16 protein-coding genes and 1 pseudogene are annotated in these 15,028 nt (G+C 60.5%); 8 read left to right on the top strand and 9 right to left on the bottom strand.

What is annotated here, in order from left to right; translation table 11 throughout:
- Nucleotides 1–32: 32 nt before the first annotated feature.
- Nucleotides 33–563 carry a DUF4329 domain-containing protein gene (locus V8J83_RS13640; protein WP_339986955.1) on the bottom strand — a complete coding sequence of 177 codons (531 nt, stop codon included), beginning with the start codon at nt 561–563 and terminating at the stop codon, nt 33–35.
- A 143-nt stretch (nt 564–706) separates the two neighbouring features.
- On the opposite strand from V8J83_RS13640, the gene V8J83_RS13635 reads away from it, so the two are divergent.
- The gene (locus tag V8J83_RS13635) at nt 707–892 is read left to right on the top strand and encodes a hypothetical protein (protein ID WP_339986954.1); all 186 of its coding nucleotides are present in this window, start codon (nt 707–709) and stop codon (nt 890–892) included.
- Nucleotides 893–1,252: 360 nt separating this feature from the next.
- Nucleotides 1,253–1,456, top strand: a complete 204-nt coding sequence (locus V8J83_RS13630) for a dodecin family protein (protein WP_339986953.1) — start codon at nt 1,253–1,255, stop codon at nt 1,454–1,456.
- A gap of 113 nt (nt 1,457–1,569) precedes the next feature.
- Here V8J83_RS13630 and V8J83_RS13625 read toward each other — a convergent pair whose 3' ends face one another.
- From V8J83_RS13625 to V8J83_RS19075, 5 genes and pseudogenes are all read right to left on the bottom strand, one after another.
- On the bottom strand, nt 1,570–1,776 hold the full coding sequence (locus tag V8J83_RS13625) for a cold-shock protein (protein WP_339986952.1): 207 nt from the start codon (nt 1,774–1,776) through the stop codon (nt 1,570–1,572).
- A 386-nt stretch (nt 1,777–2,162) separates the two neighbouring features.
- Entirely contained in the window at nt 2,163–2,435 is a 273-nt protein-coding gene (locus V8J83_RS13620) for a hypothetical protein (RefSeq protein WP_339986951.1), read from the bottom strand.
- Nucleotides 2,436–2,713: 278 nt separating this feature from the next.
- The gene (ettA, locus tag V8J83_RS13615; RefSeq protein WP_339986950.1) at nt 2,714–4,369 is read right to left on the bottom strand and encodes an energy-dependent translational throttle protein EttA; all 1,656 of its coding nucleotides are present in this window, start codon (nt 4,367–4,369) and stop codon (nt 2,714–2,716) included.
- Nucleotides 4,370–4,432: 63 nt separating this feature from the next.
- The gene (locus V8J83_RS13610) at nt 4,433–5,875 is read right to left on the bottom strand and encodes a putative bifunctional diguanylate cyclase/phosphodiesterase (RefSeq protein ID WP_339986949.1); all 1,443 of its coding nucleotides are present in this window, start codon (nt 5,873–5,875) and stop codon (nt 4,433–4,435) included.
- 6 nt (nt 5,876–5,881) lie between these two features.
- A pseudogene (locus V8J83_RS19075) lies at nt 5,882–6,196 on the bottom strand (PAS domain S-box protein); the annotation flags it as partial.
- Here V8J83_RS19075 and V8J83_RS19070 point away from each other — a divergent pair.
- From V8J83_RS19070 to V8J83_RS13590, 4 genes are all read left to right on the top strand, one after another.
- On the top strand, nt 6,170–6,412 hold the full coding sequence (locus V8J83_RS19070; protein WP_439649789.1) for a hypothetical protein: 243 nt from the start codon (nt 6,170–6,172) through the stop codon (nt 6,410–6,412). The pseudogene V8J83_RS19075 and the gene V8J83_RS19070 sit on opposite strands and share 27 nt — an antisense overlap.
- A gap of 230 nt (nt 6,413–6,642) precedes the next feature.
- Nucleotides 6,643–7,242: a nicotinate-nucleotide adenylyltransferase gene (locus V8J83_RS13600; RefSeq protein WP_339986947.1), complete on the top strand. Its 600-nt coding sequence runs from the start codon at nt 6,643–6,645 to the stop codon at nt 7,240–7,242.
- Between the two features lie 601 nt (nt 7,243–7,843).
- Complete coding sequence (gene dacB / locus V8J83_RS13595) at nt 7,844–9,232, top strand: D-alanyl-D-alanine carboxypeptidase/D-alanyl-D-alanine endopeptidase (protein ID WP_339986946.1); 1,389 nt, start codon at nt 7,844–7,846, stop codon at nt 9,230–9,232.
- Nucleotides 9,229–9,720 (top strand): GNAT family N-acetyltransferase, encoded by a 492-nt coding sequence (locus tag V8J83_RS13590; protein WP_339986945.1) that lies wholly within the window; start codon nt 9,229–9,231, stop codon nt 9,718–9,720. The genes dacB and V8J83_RS13590 overlap by 4 nt, the downstream gene beginning before the upstream one ends.
- Here the strand turns inward: V8J83_RS13590 and V8J83_RS13585 are convergent.
- Nucleotides 9,717–11,108 (bottom strand): MATE family efflux transporter, encoded by a 1,392-nt coding sequence (locus V8J83_RS13585; protein WP_339986944.1) that lies wholly within the window; start codon nt 11,106–11,108, stop codon nt 9,717–9,719. The genes V8J83_RS13590 and V8J83_RS13585 overlap by 4 nt on opposite strands.
- 284 nt (nt 11,109–11,392) lie before the next feature.
- Complete coding sequence (gltX, locus tag V8J83_RS13580) at nt 11,393–12,718, bottom strand: glutamate--tRNA ligase (protein ID WP_339986943.1); 1,326 nt, start codon at nt 12,716–12,718, stop codon at nt 11,393–11,395.
- Between the two features lie 73 nt (nt 12,719–12,791).
- On the opposite strand from gltX, the gene V8J83_RS13575 reads away from it, so the two are divergent.
- Nucleotides 12,792–13,196 (top strand): metallopeptidase family protein, encoded by a 405-nt coding sequence (locus tag V8J83_RS13575; protein WP_339986942.1) that lies wholly within the window; start codon nt 12,792–12,794, stop codon nt 13,194–13,196.
- 85 nt (nt 13,197–13,281) lie between these two features.
- Entirely contained in the window at nt 13,282–14,442 is a 1,161-nt protein-coding gene (locus tag V8J83_RS13570; protein WP_339986941.1) for a sensor histidine kinase, read from the top strand.
- A gap of 91 nt (nt 14,443–14,533) precedes the next feature.
- Here V8J83_RS13570 and V8J83_RS13565 read toward each other — a convergent pair whose 3' ends face one another.
- Entirely contained in the window at nt 14,534–14,968 is a 435-nt protein-coding gene (locus V8J83_RS13565; RefSeq protein WP_339986940.1) for a DUF1801 domain-containing protein, read from the bottom strand.
- Nucleotides 14,969–15,028: the final 60 nt, after the last annotated feature.

The raw sequence follows: 15,028 nt of genomic DNA, 5'->3' as shown, positions 1-15,028 counted from the left end.
GCAACCTTGCAACCCTAGCCCTTTGGCCCCGTTCAGCGCGCCCGCCCGAACCGTGTATAGAGCCCATCGAGGGAATAGCTCTCGGCCACCGGACCGTGCTCTTCGGGGAAGAAATTCGGGTCCTCCGGAAGGCACCCGCGCCCGCAATGCTGCGTCATCGTGCCGGTCGTGCCATTGACGAACCAAAGCCGTCCGCCCGGCGTTCCGACCCAGCCGTTCACCCCGAACCGCATGTCGCCTTCGACATCCTGGATCGACGGCACTTCCCCATCGTACCCAAGGCCCCAAGCCGCATGGGTGTGCCAGGACGACACCGCGCGTATCCCCGGCTCCAACGGCATTGACGCGCAGCTCGCCTCCCCACCCCACGACGCTTTCGTGGAAGAATAATTGCCCTCGTTGTCCTGCAACACGAAGCCACAGACCTCGCGGTTGAAGGTGACGGAAAGGCGGTTCATCTGCTCCATCAACCCCATCACAAATTCGGCCTCTGCCACGTCCTGCGCCTTTGCAGTCGGGCTAAGCGTGACGACGAGGGCCAGTGCGGTGAAAGGAATGCGCATGGGTTGGTGGGCTCCGTATCGAAAATGTCAGAAGGAGGTTAGCGTAGACGGCGCATCAGGCAACGCGAAAGATCATGGTGCCGCTCTGGAAAATGCGCGCCGGTGGACTAGGTCTAAAGAAGTCATTTTTTTGGAGGCGTAATATGGCGAGCCTGGAAGAAAAGTTCAAAACTATTACCAACAAGATGGTCAAGGGAACTTCGATCGAGCGCATCAGTGACGATGACGACGTGCGCGAGTGGCTTCTTTTCGGACGCATGGCGATGGTTTTCACCATCTGGGCGGTGATGATTTCTGTCATCGCACTGGTGATTTCGGTCCGCTTCTAAGTTCAAGCTCCGCGCTCAATTGCCAATACCGGCTTTGTGCAAGCTGTGAGCCTGTGACAATCGTATGTTAGATTGCGGCCCAATCGCGGAACCGGAACGGCGCGGGACGTGGCTTTCGCTGATTGTGTGGTGCGGATGGACGTTGTTTCATCGGACACCTCCTTTCGCCGTCAAAGATAGCGGCTCGTCGGCTTCGCGTCTGTGGGCGTTACACTGACTTGACAGTCAAAATATGCCTGTTGCGCGGCGGGTGTTTTGATGTCAAGTCGGTTTCTTTCCCGGTGCTGCCTTTGTTGGAGGCATGTTAAACTCTCGATCATCGGGGCAAGCCGCCTCGGCCAATGACCAAGGGAGTGAACCATGAGTGTAGCCCGCGTAACCGAAATCATCGCGTCGTCGAAGAAGAGCTTTGAAGATGCCACCGAAAAAGGCGTCGAACGCGCCTGTAAAACGCTGAAGGGTGTCCAAGGCGCTTGGGTTCAGGATCAGAAGGTGACGGTTAAAGAGGGCAAGATCGCCGAATTCCGCGTGACCCTGAAGGTGACCTTTGTACTTGAAGACTAGCGTCGACAGGGTTTCTCTGCGCAACGGCATCGCCGCGAGCATCACGAGTAATCGCAACAAAAAAGGCGCGTCCGAAGCCGGGCGCGCCATTCGTTTTTGTACAGCCTGACTTTTCAGACGACTGCGAGGTTCACTGCGCTTTCGCGACCATCACGGCCGGATTCCAGATCAAAAGTGACCTTCTGGTTGTCGGACAGACCGGTCAGGCCCGACCGCTCAACAGCGGAAATGTGCACAAAGATGTCCTTGCCGCCGGATTCCGGTGCAATGAAGCCGTAGCCTTTGGTGGTGTTGAACCATTTGACGGTGCCGTTGGCCATCGTCGTTTCTCCTTCAAAGTAGTCCGCCCGCGTGCGTGCGGCGGCGTGGCGTCAGTTGGGTAGCAGATCGAGACTGAGGCCTTGGTAGAGGAGACAGCGGACGAGATGCGGTAACGGTCGCACCGTGCATATGGGGGAGGCCGGCCTAGAAATCAAGGGGATTGGTTGAGGTGAGCGTAGAGGCGCTTAGTGCAGTGATGGCTTTTATAGGCCAGTTAAATAACTGATGTTAATAATAAATCAGGCTCATTCTGACCGATCCCCATGGTTTCCACGTTGCAGAAAGTCACCTTGCCCTGGGCATTCCGCGCGGTCCTGAGACATTTCTCAGGCCCATAGCTTGCAAACCTGTCGAGATTTGAGGGCAGAGTAGAAGGTGGGCCCGCCTAGCGCGACCGCCAATCAGACGAGACGCTGCGCGCGGGAATGGTCGCCATGGCATGCATGGCCACACTGGCGTCCTTCATGCGCAGGCTACGCGGACGGGAGCGCCGTGCATCCAGCCAAAGAAGGGCGCCGATGGTGACGAACATGACCGCAAAGCCAACGCCGATATAGAGACCAAACGCCCCGAATGCCGAGACGTTGCCGGAAATCCATGCAGTCAACGACACCGCCAGCGCTGCGATCGTGGACATCAAGACACTGACAATGGCCATCATGCTTCTCCATCTAATACCCTTGAAGCTAACGCCTCAAATGTGGCGCAATAAGGGTCCGGTCATGCAAGATTTATGCCGATTTGGTTTACATTTCGTCAACGCGGGCACCCGGCAGGCGCGGAATGGGAGATAATCCGCCGATATCGCACTGAAAATTCACCTCTAGGGCGAGTGAAACGCTGCATTTAGCATCCACAGGTCGTGAGATGTCTGGTTGCGAGGCAACCACCCTGTGGACGTCACTTGATCGGTGTCTTGGACAGGCGATTCTGCCTCTATCGCACAAATTTCTTATACTTTACGCGCTTCGGCTCCAACGCGTCCGGTCCCAACCTACGCTTCTTGTCTTCCTCATAGGCCGAGAAATCCCCTTCAAACCACTCGACATGAGCCTCGCCCTCAAACGCCAGAATGTGCGTGCACAGGCGGTCCAGGAAAAAACGATCGTGCGAGATAATCACGGCGCAGCCGGCGAAATCGCTCAGGGCGTCTTCCAGCGCGCGCAGCGTTTCGACATCAAGGTCGTTTGTCGGCTCGTCAAGCAACAGGACGTTGCCGCCGGACTTCAACAACTTCGCCATGTGGACGCGATTGCGTTCGCCGCCGGAGAGGAGGCCGACTTTCTTTTGCTGATCGCCGCCCTTGAAGTTGAAGGTGGAGCAATACGCGCGCGAATTGATCTGCGCATCGCCAAGTTCGATGATCTCGGCGCCACCGGTGATTTCTTCCCAGACGGTCGCATCGGGATTGAGCGCATCACGGGACTGGTCGACATAGGAGAGATCGACGGTATCGCCGTATTCCAACGTGCCGTCGTCAGGCTGCTCTTGCCCGGTGAGCATGCGGAACAGAGTGGATTTGCCCGCGCCATTGGGGCCGATGACGCCGACAATGCCCCCGGGCGGCAGCGCAAATGTCAGATCTTCGATCAGCAGCCGATCACCGTAGCCTTTTTTCAACCCCTGAACCTCGATCACTTTGGATCCTAGGCGCGGACCGTTGGGAATGACGATCTGGGCGCGGGTGAGTTTTTCACGCTCGGATTGCGCCGCGAGATCCTCGTAGGCATTGATCCGGGCCTTTTGCTTGGCCTGCCGGGCCTTGGCACCCTGCCGGATCCATTCGAGTTCGCGTTCGAGGGTCTTCTGACGCGACGAATCTTCCCGCGCTTCCTGCTCAAGGCGCTTTGCCTTTTGTTCAAGCCAGGCAGAGTAATTGCCTTCGTAAGGGATGCCGCGACCCCGGTCGAGTTCGAGGATCCAACCGGTAATGTCATCAAGAAAATAACGGTCGTGCGTGACAATCAGAATGGTGCCCTTGTAGTCGATCAGATGCTGCTGCAACCACGCGATGGTTTCGGCGTCGAGGTGGTTGGTAGGTTCATCAAGCAGCAGCATATCGGGCGCTTCGAGAAGCAGTTTGCAAAGCGCCACACGGCGCCGTTCGCCGCCGGACAGGGTTCCAACGGGCGCGTCATCGGGCGGGCAGCGGAGCGCCTCCATGGCGACGTCGATCTGGCTGTCGAGATCCCAAAGGTTGTTGCTGTCGATCTCATCCTGGAGGGCCGCCATTTCATCGGCGGTCTCGTCGGAGTAGTTCATGGCCAATTCGTTGAAACGGTCGAGCTTGGCCTTTTTCTCGGCGACGCCGAGCATGACGTTTTCACGGACGGAAAGGGTTTCATCGAGCTGCGGTTCTTGCGGCAGGTAGCCGACTTTGGCGCCCTCAGCCGCCCAGGCTTCGCCGGTGAAGTCAGTGTCGAAGCCCGCCATGATTTTCATAAGCGTGGATTTTCCCGCGCCATTGACGCCGACGACCCCGATTTTTACGCCCGGCAGGAAACTCAGTCTGATGTTTTCAAAGCATTTCTTGCCACCGGGGTAAGTCTTGGAAACCCCATCCATATGATAGACGTATTGGTAGGCTGCCATCGGTCCGCTCCGTCCTGGGAATTGCGTTTGGCCTTGCATACGCGGGCCAGGCGGGATGGGCAATCAGCCTGCGGCGCGCAGATCCACAGGCCTTGCGTGTTCGGAGGGGAGCACGAAGTCGCCGCTGCGTTCGACCGTCTCTATCAAGGCCGCGCGCGACATCGGCTTGGCGATACCGAAGCCTTGCTGACGGAAACAGCCGTGTTTGTAGATGAACTCGGCCTGTTCGCGGGTTTCGATCCCTTCGGCCAATGTGCCGACACCAAGGGCGTGGCACAAGCGCAGGATTGATGTGGTGATGATCCGCGCCGAGCGGTCGCGCGTGACGTTGGCAATAAGGCTGCGGTCAAGTTTCACACCGCTGACGTTCAGCTGTCCCAGATGCGCTAAGCCCGCATAGCCGACGCCAAAATCGTCGAGATAGACGGTATAGCCGCGCTCACGCAGTTCATTGATGCGGGCCGCCGCGACGCTGTCGGTGGTGTCGGCACCGAAAAACGTGGTTTCGAGCACTTCGGCGATCAGGCGGTCGGAGGTAAGGCCCGCGGCTTTGGCTTCTTCCTCGAGGCGGGTGAGGAAGTCACTGTGGGCCAACGCTTCGGATGAGGTGTTGAAGGCGCCAAGAATCCTGTGACCGCGTGCCTGCAATTCCGCCACGAGTGATGCGGTCGCGCGCACTGCTGCGATATCGATGTCGGTCATTCGGTTGACGCGCGCGGCGAAGGGCAGGAACCGGTCCGGTGAGATGACTTCTCCGTTTGCGCGGGTCCAACGCGCAAGCGTCTCGAATGAGCGGATCTTGCCGCTGCGCGCATCCAGAATCGGCTGATGTTGAAAGGTGATGCCGTCGTTGTCGAGCGCGCCGATGAATTCCTCCATCATCGCATTCTCGCGCTCCTGCCGTTCGTGCAGTTGGGCGTCGTAGCGGGCGATAGCGGGCGCGCCGGGAACCTTCGCTTCGTAGAGGGCGAAGTCGGCCGAGCGGATGAGATCTTCGGCGGTCGTCTCGCCACCGTCACTGAACGCCATGCCGATGGACGCATTGCATTGCAGCGTTGTGTCGAACACCTCGATCGGCGTTCGGATGCGGTCGAGCACTGCATCCGCAAGGAATTGCAGCGCTTCGAAATCCGCAATGCCAGGCAGCGCCATTACGAATTCGTCACCCCCGATCCGGCAGCAAATGCCATCGGACCCTGCGGTTTCCTTCATGGCTTCAGCGATGTGGATCAGGATTCGGTCGCCCGCCGCGTGGCCATTGCTATCGTTGATGGCCTTGAAATGATCGAGGTCGATATAAACCAAGCCCATCCGCCTCTCCGGCGATTGTTCCGCCGAAGGAGAATCGCCGGAGAGAGCCGCATTGACGCCGCGCAGGAAGGCCGCGCGGTTCAGCAAACCCGTCAAGGCGTCATGGTCTGCGGCCTGCGATAGGAAGACCTGTGCCGCTTGAAGCTCCTCCTCGCGGCGCACCTGCGAGGTCACGTCGCGCGAGACGAGGATCATACGGTGAACGCCTGGCTGAGGCTCGACCATTGCCTGACTGAATTCGATCCAGAAGGGTTCCCCGTTGCGACGGATATTGCGATGCCTCTGGAAGGATTGGAGCGTGTCGGCCGAGGGGTCAAACCGAAATGCCGCGATTTCGGCATCGGTCGGTCGAAGCTCGGGCGGGAAGCAAAACTCCTGCGGTTTGCGCCCAATGATCTCATCAAGTGCCCATCCCAAACTCTGGCAATAGGCGCTGTTGGCCCAGAGAATATGCCCCTCCATATCCTGATACAAAAGCCCGTCACTGGCGTGCTGCGCCACGGAACGAAAGATCATTTCCTGCGCGCTGACGTCGTCGAGTCTGCGTTTGGTTTGTTTCAGGACGGCCTGCGCGCGCTGCGCGGCGCGAATTTTGATGTGGAGAAGGCAGAAAGCGATCAACAGCGTCAAGATCAATGCAGCTTCGATGGCCACGAAGGTATTGAGCCAGTGTCTCGCGAGAAACTGGAGCGCTGCGAAGTCGCCGAATACCATCTCGATCCTGTGCACTGAAATCAGTCCGCTAGGTTGCCGTCCTTCAAACCCTACGGCACGCACCACAACCGACTGTTAACGACCTGGGCGCATTCGCTCTCTTTTCGCTTGGTCTTTCATTCAAATCCGATGCAATTCACGCCGCTCGGGGCGATGCCGTTGCTGTCGACACGCGCCCTCAGGCCTCCGATTGACACCCCTACCAAGCCACACCATCAAGGCACGAGACCTTTCGGAGCGCGGGAATAATGCGCCACGACTTGCCTTTTGCGATGCCTGGCCAGGTGATTGGCCTGTTCGGCGGGTCCTTCGATCCGCCGCATGAAGGCCATGTTCACGTTAGCCGCGAAGCGCTGAAACGCTTCGGCTTGGATCGGGTCTGGTGGCTGGTATCGCCGGGCAACCCGCTGAAGAGGCGTGGACCGGCGCCGCTGGACCGGAGGATGGCGGCGGCGCAGGCGCTGATCCGACATCCGAGGGTCTTGGCCACCGACATCGAAGCGCGCATCGGGACACGCTATACCGCCGCGACGCTGGAAGCGTTGATGCGGCTTTATCCAGGCGTACGGTTCGTTTGGCTGATGGGGGCGGATAATCTGGCGCAATTCCACCGCTGGCAGCATTGGGATTGGATCATGGACCATGTGCCGATCGGCGTTTTGGCCAGGCCCGGACAACGGATTTCGGCCCGCACCAGCGTGGCTGCGCAGCACTACCGAGATGCGAAACTGCCGGCGTCGGCGGCGCGGCTGTTGGGCAAGGCGGATGCGCCCGCCTGGTGCTTTTTGAATGTGCCGATGCGCGATGTTTCTTCATCTGAAATCCGCGCGCGGGGCGACTGGAGCTAGGGTTGATCCGCGCGGGCGAAAGAGCCGCGCAATGCCGCCAATCCAACGTTCTATCGCAGTCCGCCGTCACAAAATCGCCCCGCGAACACCGCGAAGCCGGGGACCCGCGCCATGTCACCGCCCGGTTTCACCAGAAGGATCAGCGCAGCAAACCCGAGGCAGACAAGCCGCAGCGCAGGATCGAAAACGGTTCGTGCCGCGGCGGAACAGACTGGAACGAAGAGGCGATGGGCCCTATCGAGACCGCATGTCAGATAGTTGCGATGGGACCGGCTAGCGGTGCGGTTCATACGCTGCTCGCTGCGACCCCTGCCGACAACCACGCTGCGGCTATCCATACTGCGCAATTGGGGCACGAAATCTCTGTGTCGCGCAGTGCGACACACCGCAGAGGTCGGCAAAGCGCGAAATTTTGCGCCGCTGGTCACAAAAACCTGTCCTTACGAGGGCTTGAGAGTAAGGCGCGACGCGCGCTATTCTACCAGCAACTGCCAAACGACACGACACCATGATTTCCAGACGGACCTTTGCCAGCGGGCTTCTTGCAAGCACTGCCACAGCCGCTTGGGGCGCTGCGCCGGAGCGGTCCCTGAGGCCACAGGTGCGCCCGAATGGATTCCTGATCCGGACGATCCCCGAGGCTTCCGATCTGATCCGCGATGCGGGCCTTGGCGGGCGCGTTGGGTTTGCCGTCGCCGATGCCGCCACGGGCGAGATGTTGGAGGTCGTGAACCCCCTCTATCCCCTGCCCCCGGCATCCGTCGCCAAGGCGATCACCTGCGCCTATGCGCTTGACCGCGTGGGCCCGGCGCACCGGTTCCGTACCCGAGTGGTTTCCGACGGCGTTTTGGCCGACGGCCGGCTTGATGGAGATCTCTGGTTGGTCGGATCGGGTGACCCGATTTTCGATACCGATGCGCTCGCTGCCATGTGCGCGCAGCTGACCGAAATGGGGGTGCGCGAGGTTACGGGACGGTTCCGTGTTGCAACCGGAGCACTGCCCGAGATCTGGCAGATCGACCCGGCACAACTACCGCATGTAGGGTATAATCCGGCGATTTCTGCCCTGAACCTCAACTTCAACAGGGTGCATTTTGAGTGGGAGCGCGTGGGCGAAGACTACACGATCTCGATGGACGCGCGGTCCGAGAATCTGAGGCCCACGGTCCGCGTGGCTCGGATGCAAATCGCCGAACGGACGGTGCCCGTCTACACCTACACCGACGCGGACAATCACGACGCTTGGACCGTTGCGCGGGGGGCCTTGGGCGAGTCGGGCGCACGGTGGTTGCCGGTGCGTCGGCCCGCTGCCTACATGGCCGATGTTTTCAAGACGCTGATGGCCGAACAGGGCGTGCGCCTACCGTCCCCGGATTACGCGCATGCGGCCCCCGAGACAGCGTTGGTCCTGGTTGAGCATAGCTCTGATCCACTGGACGATATCCTGCGCGGAATGATGCGGTGGTCGACCAACCTGACGGCCGAGGTGATGGGGCTGATGGCGACGCAGGCGGGCGGCCAACAGCCCGGCGGCCTAACCGAATCAGGCAATGCCATGGCGCGTTGGATGGCGGAGCGGCTTGGCGCGCGGAACGTGCATTTCGTCGATCACTCGGGCCTTGGCGTCGGGAGCCGCATCCGACCCCAAGACATGACCCGCGCCCTTGTCGCCTCTGGGCCGGACAGCCAGCTGCGCAGTCTGATGAAAGACATCCCCATGCGCGACCGCGACGGCAATGTGGTGCAAGATCACCCGGTTGAGGTTGTCGCCAAGACCGGGACGCTCAACTTCGTCTCAGCGCTGGCGGGATATGCGCGGGCGCCTTCGGGGCGTGATCTCGCGTTTACAATCTTCTGTGCCGATCTCGACCGGCGCGACGCGATCCCCGAGGATCAACGGGAGCGACCGCAAGGATCGCGCAGTTACAACCGGGCTGCCAAACGCCTGCAACAGGCGCTTGTGGAACGGTGGAGCACCGTATACGCGTGAACGGCGCACGGTACACGTTTCAACCCGTCACCTTGCCCGACCTGCCCCTTTTAACCGCGTGGCGCGACCTGTCACATGTCGCGCGATGGTGGGATGCCGGGCCGCTTTTCGATGCCGATGATCTGACCGATCCGCGCCTGTCGCTAAATCTTGTAAGCTGTGATGGAGCGCCATTCGCCTATCAGCAGACCTACAGCGTCAAGGGATGGGATTTTCAGCACCATTTCGGCGCCTTTCCGGATGGCGCACGCGGCATTGATCAATTCATCGGCCCTCCAGAGTTCCTTGGGAAGGGGCACGGACCCCGGTTCATCAAGGCGGCTCTTGCGCGGCTGTTCGCGGACGGTGCCCCGGCAGTGGTCACGGATCCGCACCCCGACAATAAACGCGCCATCCGCGCCTATGAAAAGGCAGGGCTCCATGCCCATGGACCGGTTATGGAGACAAAGTGGGGCCGCATCCTGCCGATGAGCATCTGGGCACCTTAGCGACGCATGTGGAACAATGCGTGCAGGCGCCCCTCCCGTGCGAAAGGCTCGCGCGGGGTTGGCAAGGCCGCCTGCGCCATGATGCGGCGAACGAGGACAAAGGACAAAAGGCCGAAAAGCACGCCTCCGACGGCTTGCCCGATCAACACGCCCTCCGCGCCGAACCACATGGAAAAGAGGATCACGAAGGGAATCGTACCAAGCGTATGTCGACCCCAGTTCACAAGGGTCGATTGGTAGGGATGACCGAGGTTGTTGAAGCTCGCGTTCGAGACGAAGATCATACCGTTGAAAAAGAACAAAAGCGCCAACGGTCCACAGAACAGGAACACAAGATCGCGCGCCGTTCCCGTCGCCTCGAACAGCGCGGCGATGGGGCCGCGAAGGCCGAACAGCACCCCTGAGACCAAGGCAACCACGATGGCGCAGAACAGGAGCGCCTCGGTGTAGGTGCGCCGCACGCGGTCCTGTTTTCCCGCGCCGAAATTCTGGCCGACGATGGGGCCCACGGCCCCGGACAGTGCAAAGAGCACGCCGAACGCCACGGGCGTCAACCGGCCCACGATGGCCATGCCTGCCACGGCGTCCTCCCCATAATCCGCCATGGCGCGAGTGACATAGGCCTGCCCAACAGGGGTCGCCAGTTGGGTCATTATGGCGGGCGCGGCAAGCGCGAGAATCGGGGTCAGGTCAATCCGCAAATCCGGCAGCGCAGGGCGGTCGAAGCCACCGTGATGACGGATGATGGGAATGATCGCCATGACGCAGATCGCAATGCGCGCGCAAACCGACGCGATGGCGGCCCCGGTGAGTTCGAGGTTCAGGCCGAAGATCAGAATCGGGTCGAGAACCGCATTCACGACCCCGCCCCAGATCGTCACCATCATGGCGCGCCGCGCATCGCCATGGGCGCGCAGGATCGCCCCGCCAACCATGCCCACGAGCAGCAGCGGCAACGACGGCACGATGATGCGCAGATAAGACGTGGCGAGCGGTTGGGTGGTTTCAGAAGCGCCAAGCAGGCTCACGAATGTGGGTACATAGACCCAGACCAGTGCGGCAAATAGGGCGCCGAAGATTACACCGAAGGTCAATGTTGTGCCCGCACGGCGGCGGGCCAGCGCCTCATTCCCTGCCCCCAACGCCCGCGCCACCAGCGCGCCCGCCGCGATGGCCATTCCAATCCCGAAAGAGGATGTAAAAAATAAAATTGCACCCGCATAGCCTACGGCGGCGGCCAGTTCCTCTTTGCCAAGCATCGAGATGAAGACCATGTCGACGAAATCGACCAGAAAGACCGCCATCAGCCCGAGCGAGGAGGTCAGCGACATCACCGAGATGTGGCGGAAGAGAGATCCTTCAAGGAAGACGGCTTGAGACTGGGCCATGGCCGAAGCGTTGCACGCAACACGTGGCGGGCGCCAGCGGCTTTTGGCAGGTGTCTCAGGTCAGGCGCGTCTGCCAGCCCACCTTTGTTCCAAGAACATGAAAATTCAACGCCACCAATAGGCTCCACATGTTGGCGGAACACTGGCGGGCATCAACGAGTCTGACACACCGACATTTCATATTTACGGTCGTCCACCGCCGGTCGGGCTGACCTGATCGGAATGGTCTTGGATCCGGATCAGACCTGCCTCAGCCGCCTCCTGAGCGGAAGCGAGGGCCGATCTCAGAGCGTCGGCTTGACCTGCAACAAGCGCATGACATCGACCATCTCCGGACCCCGCTCGCGGCCGGTCACTGCTTTGCGCAAAGGCATGAAAAGGCCTTTGCCCTTGCGCCCTGTGGCGTCCTTCACAGCGCTGGTCCAAGTGCCCCAAGTATCCGCGTCGTAGGGCGCGTCGGGCAGCATGGCGAAGGCCTCGGCGATGAAATCACGGTCTTCGTCGTCGACCAGCGGGGTCGCACCATGACGGAACAGCGCCCACCAGTCCGCCATATCCGCCTTACGGGTGATATTGGCGCGCGCGACGTCCCAGAAAGCAGGTGCGATGTCGGCGGGGACGCCGAGCGCCGCGATGTCGTCGGCGACCAATTCGAACGGCGTTTCATGAAGGACACGTGCGGTCAGGGGCCAAAGGTCCTCGACGTCGAATTTCGTCGGAGCCGAGCCGAAATGCTCCAGGTCGAAACCTTCGGCCAGCGCGTCGATGCTGTCGACAAGCTCCACCGGCTGCGACGACCCGATGCGTGCCATATGCGACAGAAGGGCCATCGGCTCCATCCCCTGCTCACGCAGATCGCGCAATGCCAGCGTACCCAGGCGTTTGGACAATGCCTCGCCCTGTGGACCGGTCAGAAGCGAATGATGCGCGAAAGCGGGCGTGGTCTTGTCGAGCGCTTCGATGATCTGGATCTGCGTCGCGGTGTTGGTGACGTGATCGGAGCCGCGCACCACATGGGTCACGCCCATGTCGGTGTCGTCTACCACGGAAGCAATCGTATAAAGCACCTGCCCGTCGGCACGGATCAGGACGGGGTCCGAGACCGAGGCCGCATCGATGGACAAATCTCCCAGAATGCCGTCGGTCCATTCGATCCGCTGGTGGTCGAGCTTGAAGCGCCAGACGCCCGCACCGCGCTCGGCCCGAAGCGCGGTCTTTTCGTCGTCAGACAGGCTCAGAGCGGCACGGTCGTACACCGGCGGCTGCCCCATGTTGAGCTGCTTCTTGCGTTTGAGATCCAACTCGGTGGGCGTTTCCCACGCCTCATAGAAACGGTCCTTCGCGCGCAACTCATCGGCGGCGGCGGCATATCGGTCGAACCGGTCAGATTGCTTTTCCAGCTGATCCCATTCGATCCCCAACCATTCAAGATCGCGCTGGATCGCATCGGCAAATTCCTGCGTCGAACGCTCCGGATCGGTATCATCTAGGCGCAGGATGAACCGCCCCCCCGCCTTGCGCGCGATCAGAAAGTTGAACAGCGCCGTGCGCAGGTTGCCGACATGCAGAAATCCGGTGGGCGACGGGGCGAAACGGGTGACGACTGTCATGGGGCGCGGCCTCTGGGTAGCGAATGCGGCCCTTCCTCTTTCACGGAGCGCGCGTTTTGTCCATATCGGGCACATGGACCACGCCGATCACACCGCCCCAAGCCTCGCACAACTGGAAGAGTTGGCATATGCCGCTCGCGATGCGTTGGCCGATCCATGGAAGGCACCTGCGGCCGCGGTGGTGATACGGATCGAAGAGGTGGCCGAACCGGCAATGCTGGCCGACTTGGGCATGGACGATCCATTCGAATTGACCGGGCTCTATGACGGCATTCCGTTGACACAGAAATCGGTGATGGACCAACCCGAAGGACCAGATCAGATCTGGTTGTTCCGGCGTGCCATTCTGGATGAATGGGTGGATCGTGGGAATGTCACCTTGGCGGAGTTGGTCACGCATGTGTTGATCCACGAATTCGCGCATCATTTCGGCTGGTCGGATGACGACATCGCCTCGGTCGATCGCTGGTGGGAATAGATTGCGTGGAAACCGATTGTTAATCTTGGTGATCTAGCAGGGATCGCGTCGGATTAGTGCCGACCTGATCAACGAGGACGACAGGATGGACGACCCTACACCACATCCGCACGCGCGCGCACTTGAGCAGCTTGTGATGTGGCTGGACGGGATTGACCTTCCAATGTTCCTCCTGATCCAACGCCCCGACAAGCGGATCGAATTCGTCCATGCCAACGCGGCCCTTGGACAGGTTGCGGGGTTGCCCGTCTCGGTCTTTGCCGGACGGTCCGCGCAGGAGATCTTTCCCGCCCGTCTGGCGGCGCACCTGACCGCGAATTATACCGCCTGCCTAACCGGCGATGAGCCGGTTTCCTACGAAGAATGCCTTTTGATCGAAGGGCGGGAGACCTGGTGGCAGACGACCCTGTCCAAGCCGGAAGGGTTCGACGGACAGGTTGTGCTTGGCATCGCCGTCACGACGACAGAGGCCAAGCAACGCGAATTTGCCGCCGCGGAGGCCGTAGCGGAAATGGCGGCCCGCTTCGACGATTTGCGATTGTTCTCGACAATGGCGGCCCACGACGCCCGCAGCCCACTGGCCACCGTGTCGAGTCTTGTGGACCTGATCCTCGACGGGTTTGAAGATATGGGCGACGGCAAAACGGAATTGCTGCGCCTTGTCTCGAATACCGTCGACGAGGCTTTGGTTCAGATCTCTGATACGCTGGACCGCGGCAGACAGTACAAGGGGCAGGTCTCCCGGCCAACCCATGTCGATCTGGGTCGTCTGGCCAATGATATCGCGGCAATGGTGGACCCGGAAATGACACTTGAATTCGACCTGCCCGAGGTGCGCGTGGAATGCGATGCGGTTGTGGTGCAGATGGGTCTGCGCAATCTGATGTCGAATGCGGCGCGCTTTGCCGGTGAGCGGATCAGTGTTTATTTGAGCGAGGATAAGGTCCGTGGCCTCCTGCTCTTGGATGTGGCCGACGACGGCCCGGGCCTGGCACCCGGCACGCAACTTCAGGATCTGACCGCGCGCGGGTCCGAGCGGATGGGCAATCACGGGTTCGGACTTCGCTCCATCGCGCAACTTCTCAAAAGCCGAGGTGGATCGCTGGACCTGCGCCCACCGCTGCATTCGCAAGGCCTGTCGGGGGCACGGTTCCGCATGGAATTGCCGGGGCATCTGCTTGGCGGAAAAGGGTCGGTTCCCCCCGGGGAATTTTCGGCAGTTCAGGATTGGGAGAAGGCAAGTTGACGATGCCCTGACTTGGGTTGAGCCTCAGGACGCACTCACTTTGCACGCTATCGACGCGAAAACGCAGGTCTGACCTTCGCATCACCTGTGATCAGACCGGATGCACCACCCATTTCGCACTCAGATCGCGCAAGCCCGCGCGGATCAACTCCTCCAGAACCGCGGCATCAACATCAGCCAATTTGTTGATGTAAAGACACGATTTTCCCATTTTGTGCTTCCCAAGGCGCGCCAAAATCTCAGAGTAGTCCTGATATCCGGGCATGATGTAGATCGACAAGTTCGCTTTACGCGGGCTGAAGCCCGTGGCGAGAAATGACCCTTCCCGCCCGCTGTCATAGACATAATCGTAGCGCCCATACCCCACGATCGTTGGCCCCCACATTCGCGGCGTGAAGCCGGTGACGGCGCGAAACATCGCATTCAACATCCGCGCATCGGCCCGGCGGGTCGGGTGCTCGACCGACTCAAGAAATGCGGTGACGTCCGCCGCGGTAAATCGGGTCTTGTTGTCGGCTCTGGCCATGCTCGCTACTCGGATCACGCGGCGCTTTTAATCAGATCCTAACATGATACGCGCCGGTCC

This window comes from Gymnodinialimonas ulvae (assembly GCF_037543845.1).
Lineage (GTDB): Bacteria > Pseudomonadota > Alphaproteobacteria > Rhodobacterales > Rhodobacteraceae > Gymnodinialimonas > Gymnodinialimonas ulvae.
Note: the sequence above shows the minus strand (reverse complement) of the source record. Positions and strands in the feature narration are given on the sequence as shown.

What these genes read in the sequence shown, in the direction of transcription:
- V8J83_RS13640 (WP_339986955.1), bottom strand. Translation starts at nt 563, where the DNA reads ATGCGCATTCCTTTCACCGCACTGGCCCTCGTCGTCACGCTTAGCCCG.
- V8J83_RS13635 (WP_339986954.1), top strand. Translation starts at nt 707, where the DNA reads ATGGCGAGCCTGGAAGAAAAGTTCAAAACTATTACCAACAAGATGGTC.
- V8J83_RS13630 (WP_339986953.1), top strand. Translation starts at nt 1,253, where the DNA reads ATGAGTGTAGCCCGCGTAACCGAAATCATCGCGTCGTCGAAGAAGAGC.
- V8J83_RS13625 (WP_339986952.1), bottom strand. Translation starts at nt 1,776, where the DNA reads ATGGCCAACGGCACCGTCAAATGGTTCAACACCACCAAAGGCTACGGC.
- V8J83_RS13620 (WP_339986951.1), bottom strand. Translation starts at nt 2,435, where the DNA reads ATGGCCATTGTCAGTGTCTTGATGTCCACGATCGCAGCGCTGGCGGTG.
- ettA (WP_339986950.1), bottom strand. Translation starts at nt 4,369, where the DNA reads ATGGCAGCCTACCAATACGTCTATCATATGGATGGGGTTTCCAAGACT.
- V8J83_RS13610 (WP_339986949.1), bottom strand. Translation starts at nt 5,875, where the DNA reads ATGATCCTCGTCTCGCGCGACGTGACCTCGCAGGTGCGCCGCGAGGAG.
- V8J83_RS13600 (WP_339986947.1), top strand. Translation starts at nt 6,643, where the DNA reads ATGCGCCACGACTTGCCTTTTGCGATGCCTGGCCAGGTGATTGGCCTG.
- V8J83_RS13585 (WP_339986944.1), bottom strand. Translation starts at nt 11,108, where the DNA reads ATGGCCCAGTCTCAAGCCGTCTTCCTTGAAGGATCTCTCTTCCGCCAC.
- gltX (WP_339986943.1), bottom strand. Translation starts at nt 12,718, where the DNA reads ATGACAGTCGTCACCCGTTTCGCCCCGTCGCCCACCGGATTTCTGCAT.
- V8J83_RS13575 (WP_339986942.1), top strand. Translation starts at nt 12,792, where the DNA reads ATGGACCACGCCGATCACACCGCCCCAAGCCTCGCACAACTGGAAGAG.
- V8J83_RS13570 (WP_339986941.1), top strand. Translation starts at nt 13,282, where the DNA reads ATGGACGACCCTACACCACATCCGCACGCGCGCGCACTTGAGCAGCTT.
- V8J83_RS13565 (WP_339986940.1), bottom strand. Translation starts at nt 14,968, where the DNA reads ATGGCCAGAGCCGACAACAAGACCCGATTTACCGCGGCGGACGTCACC.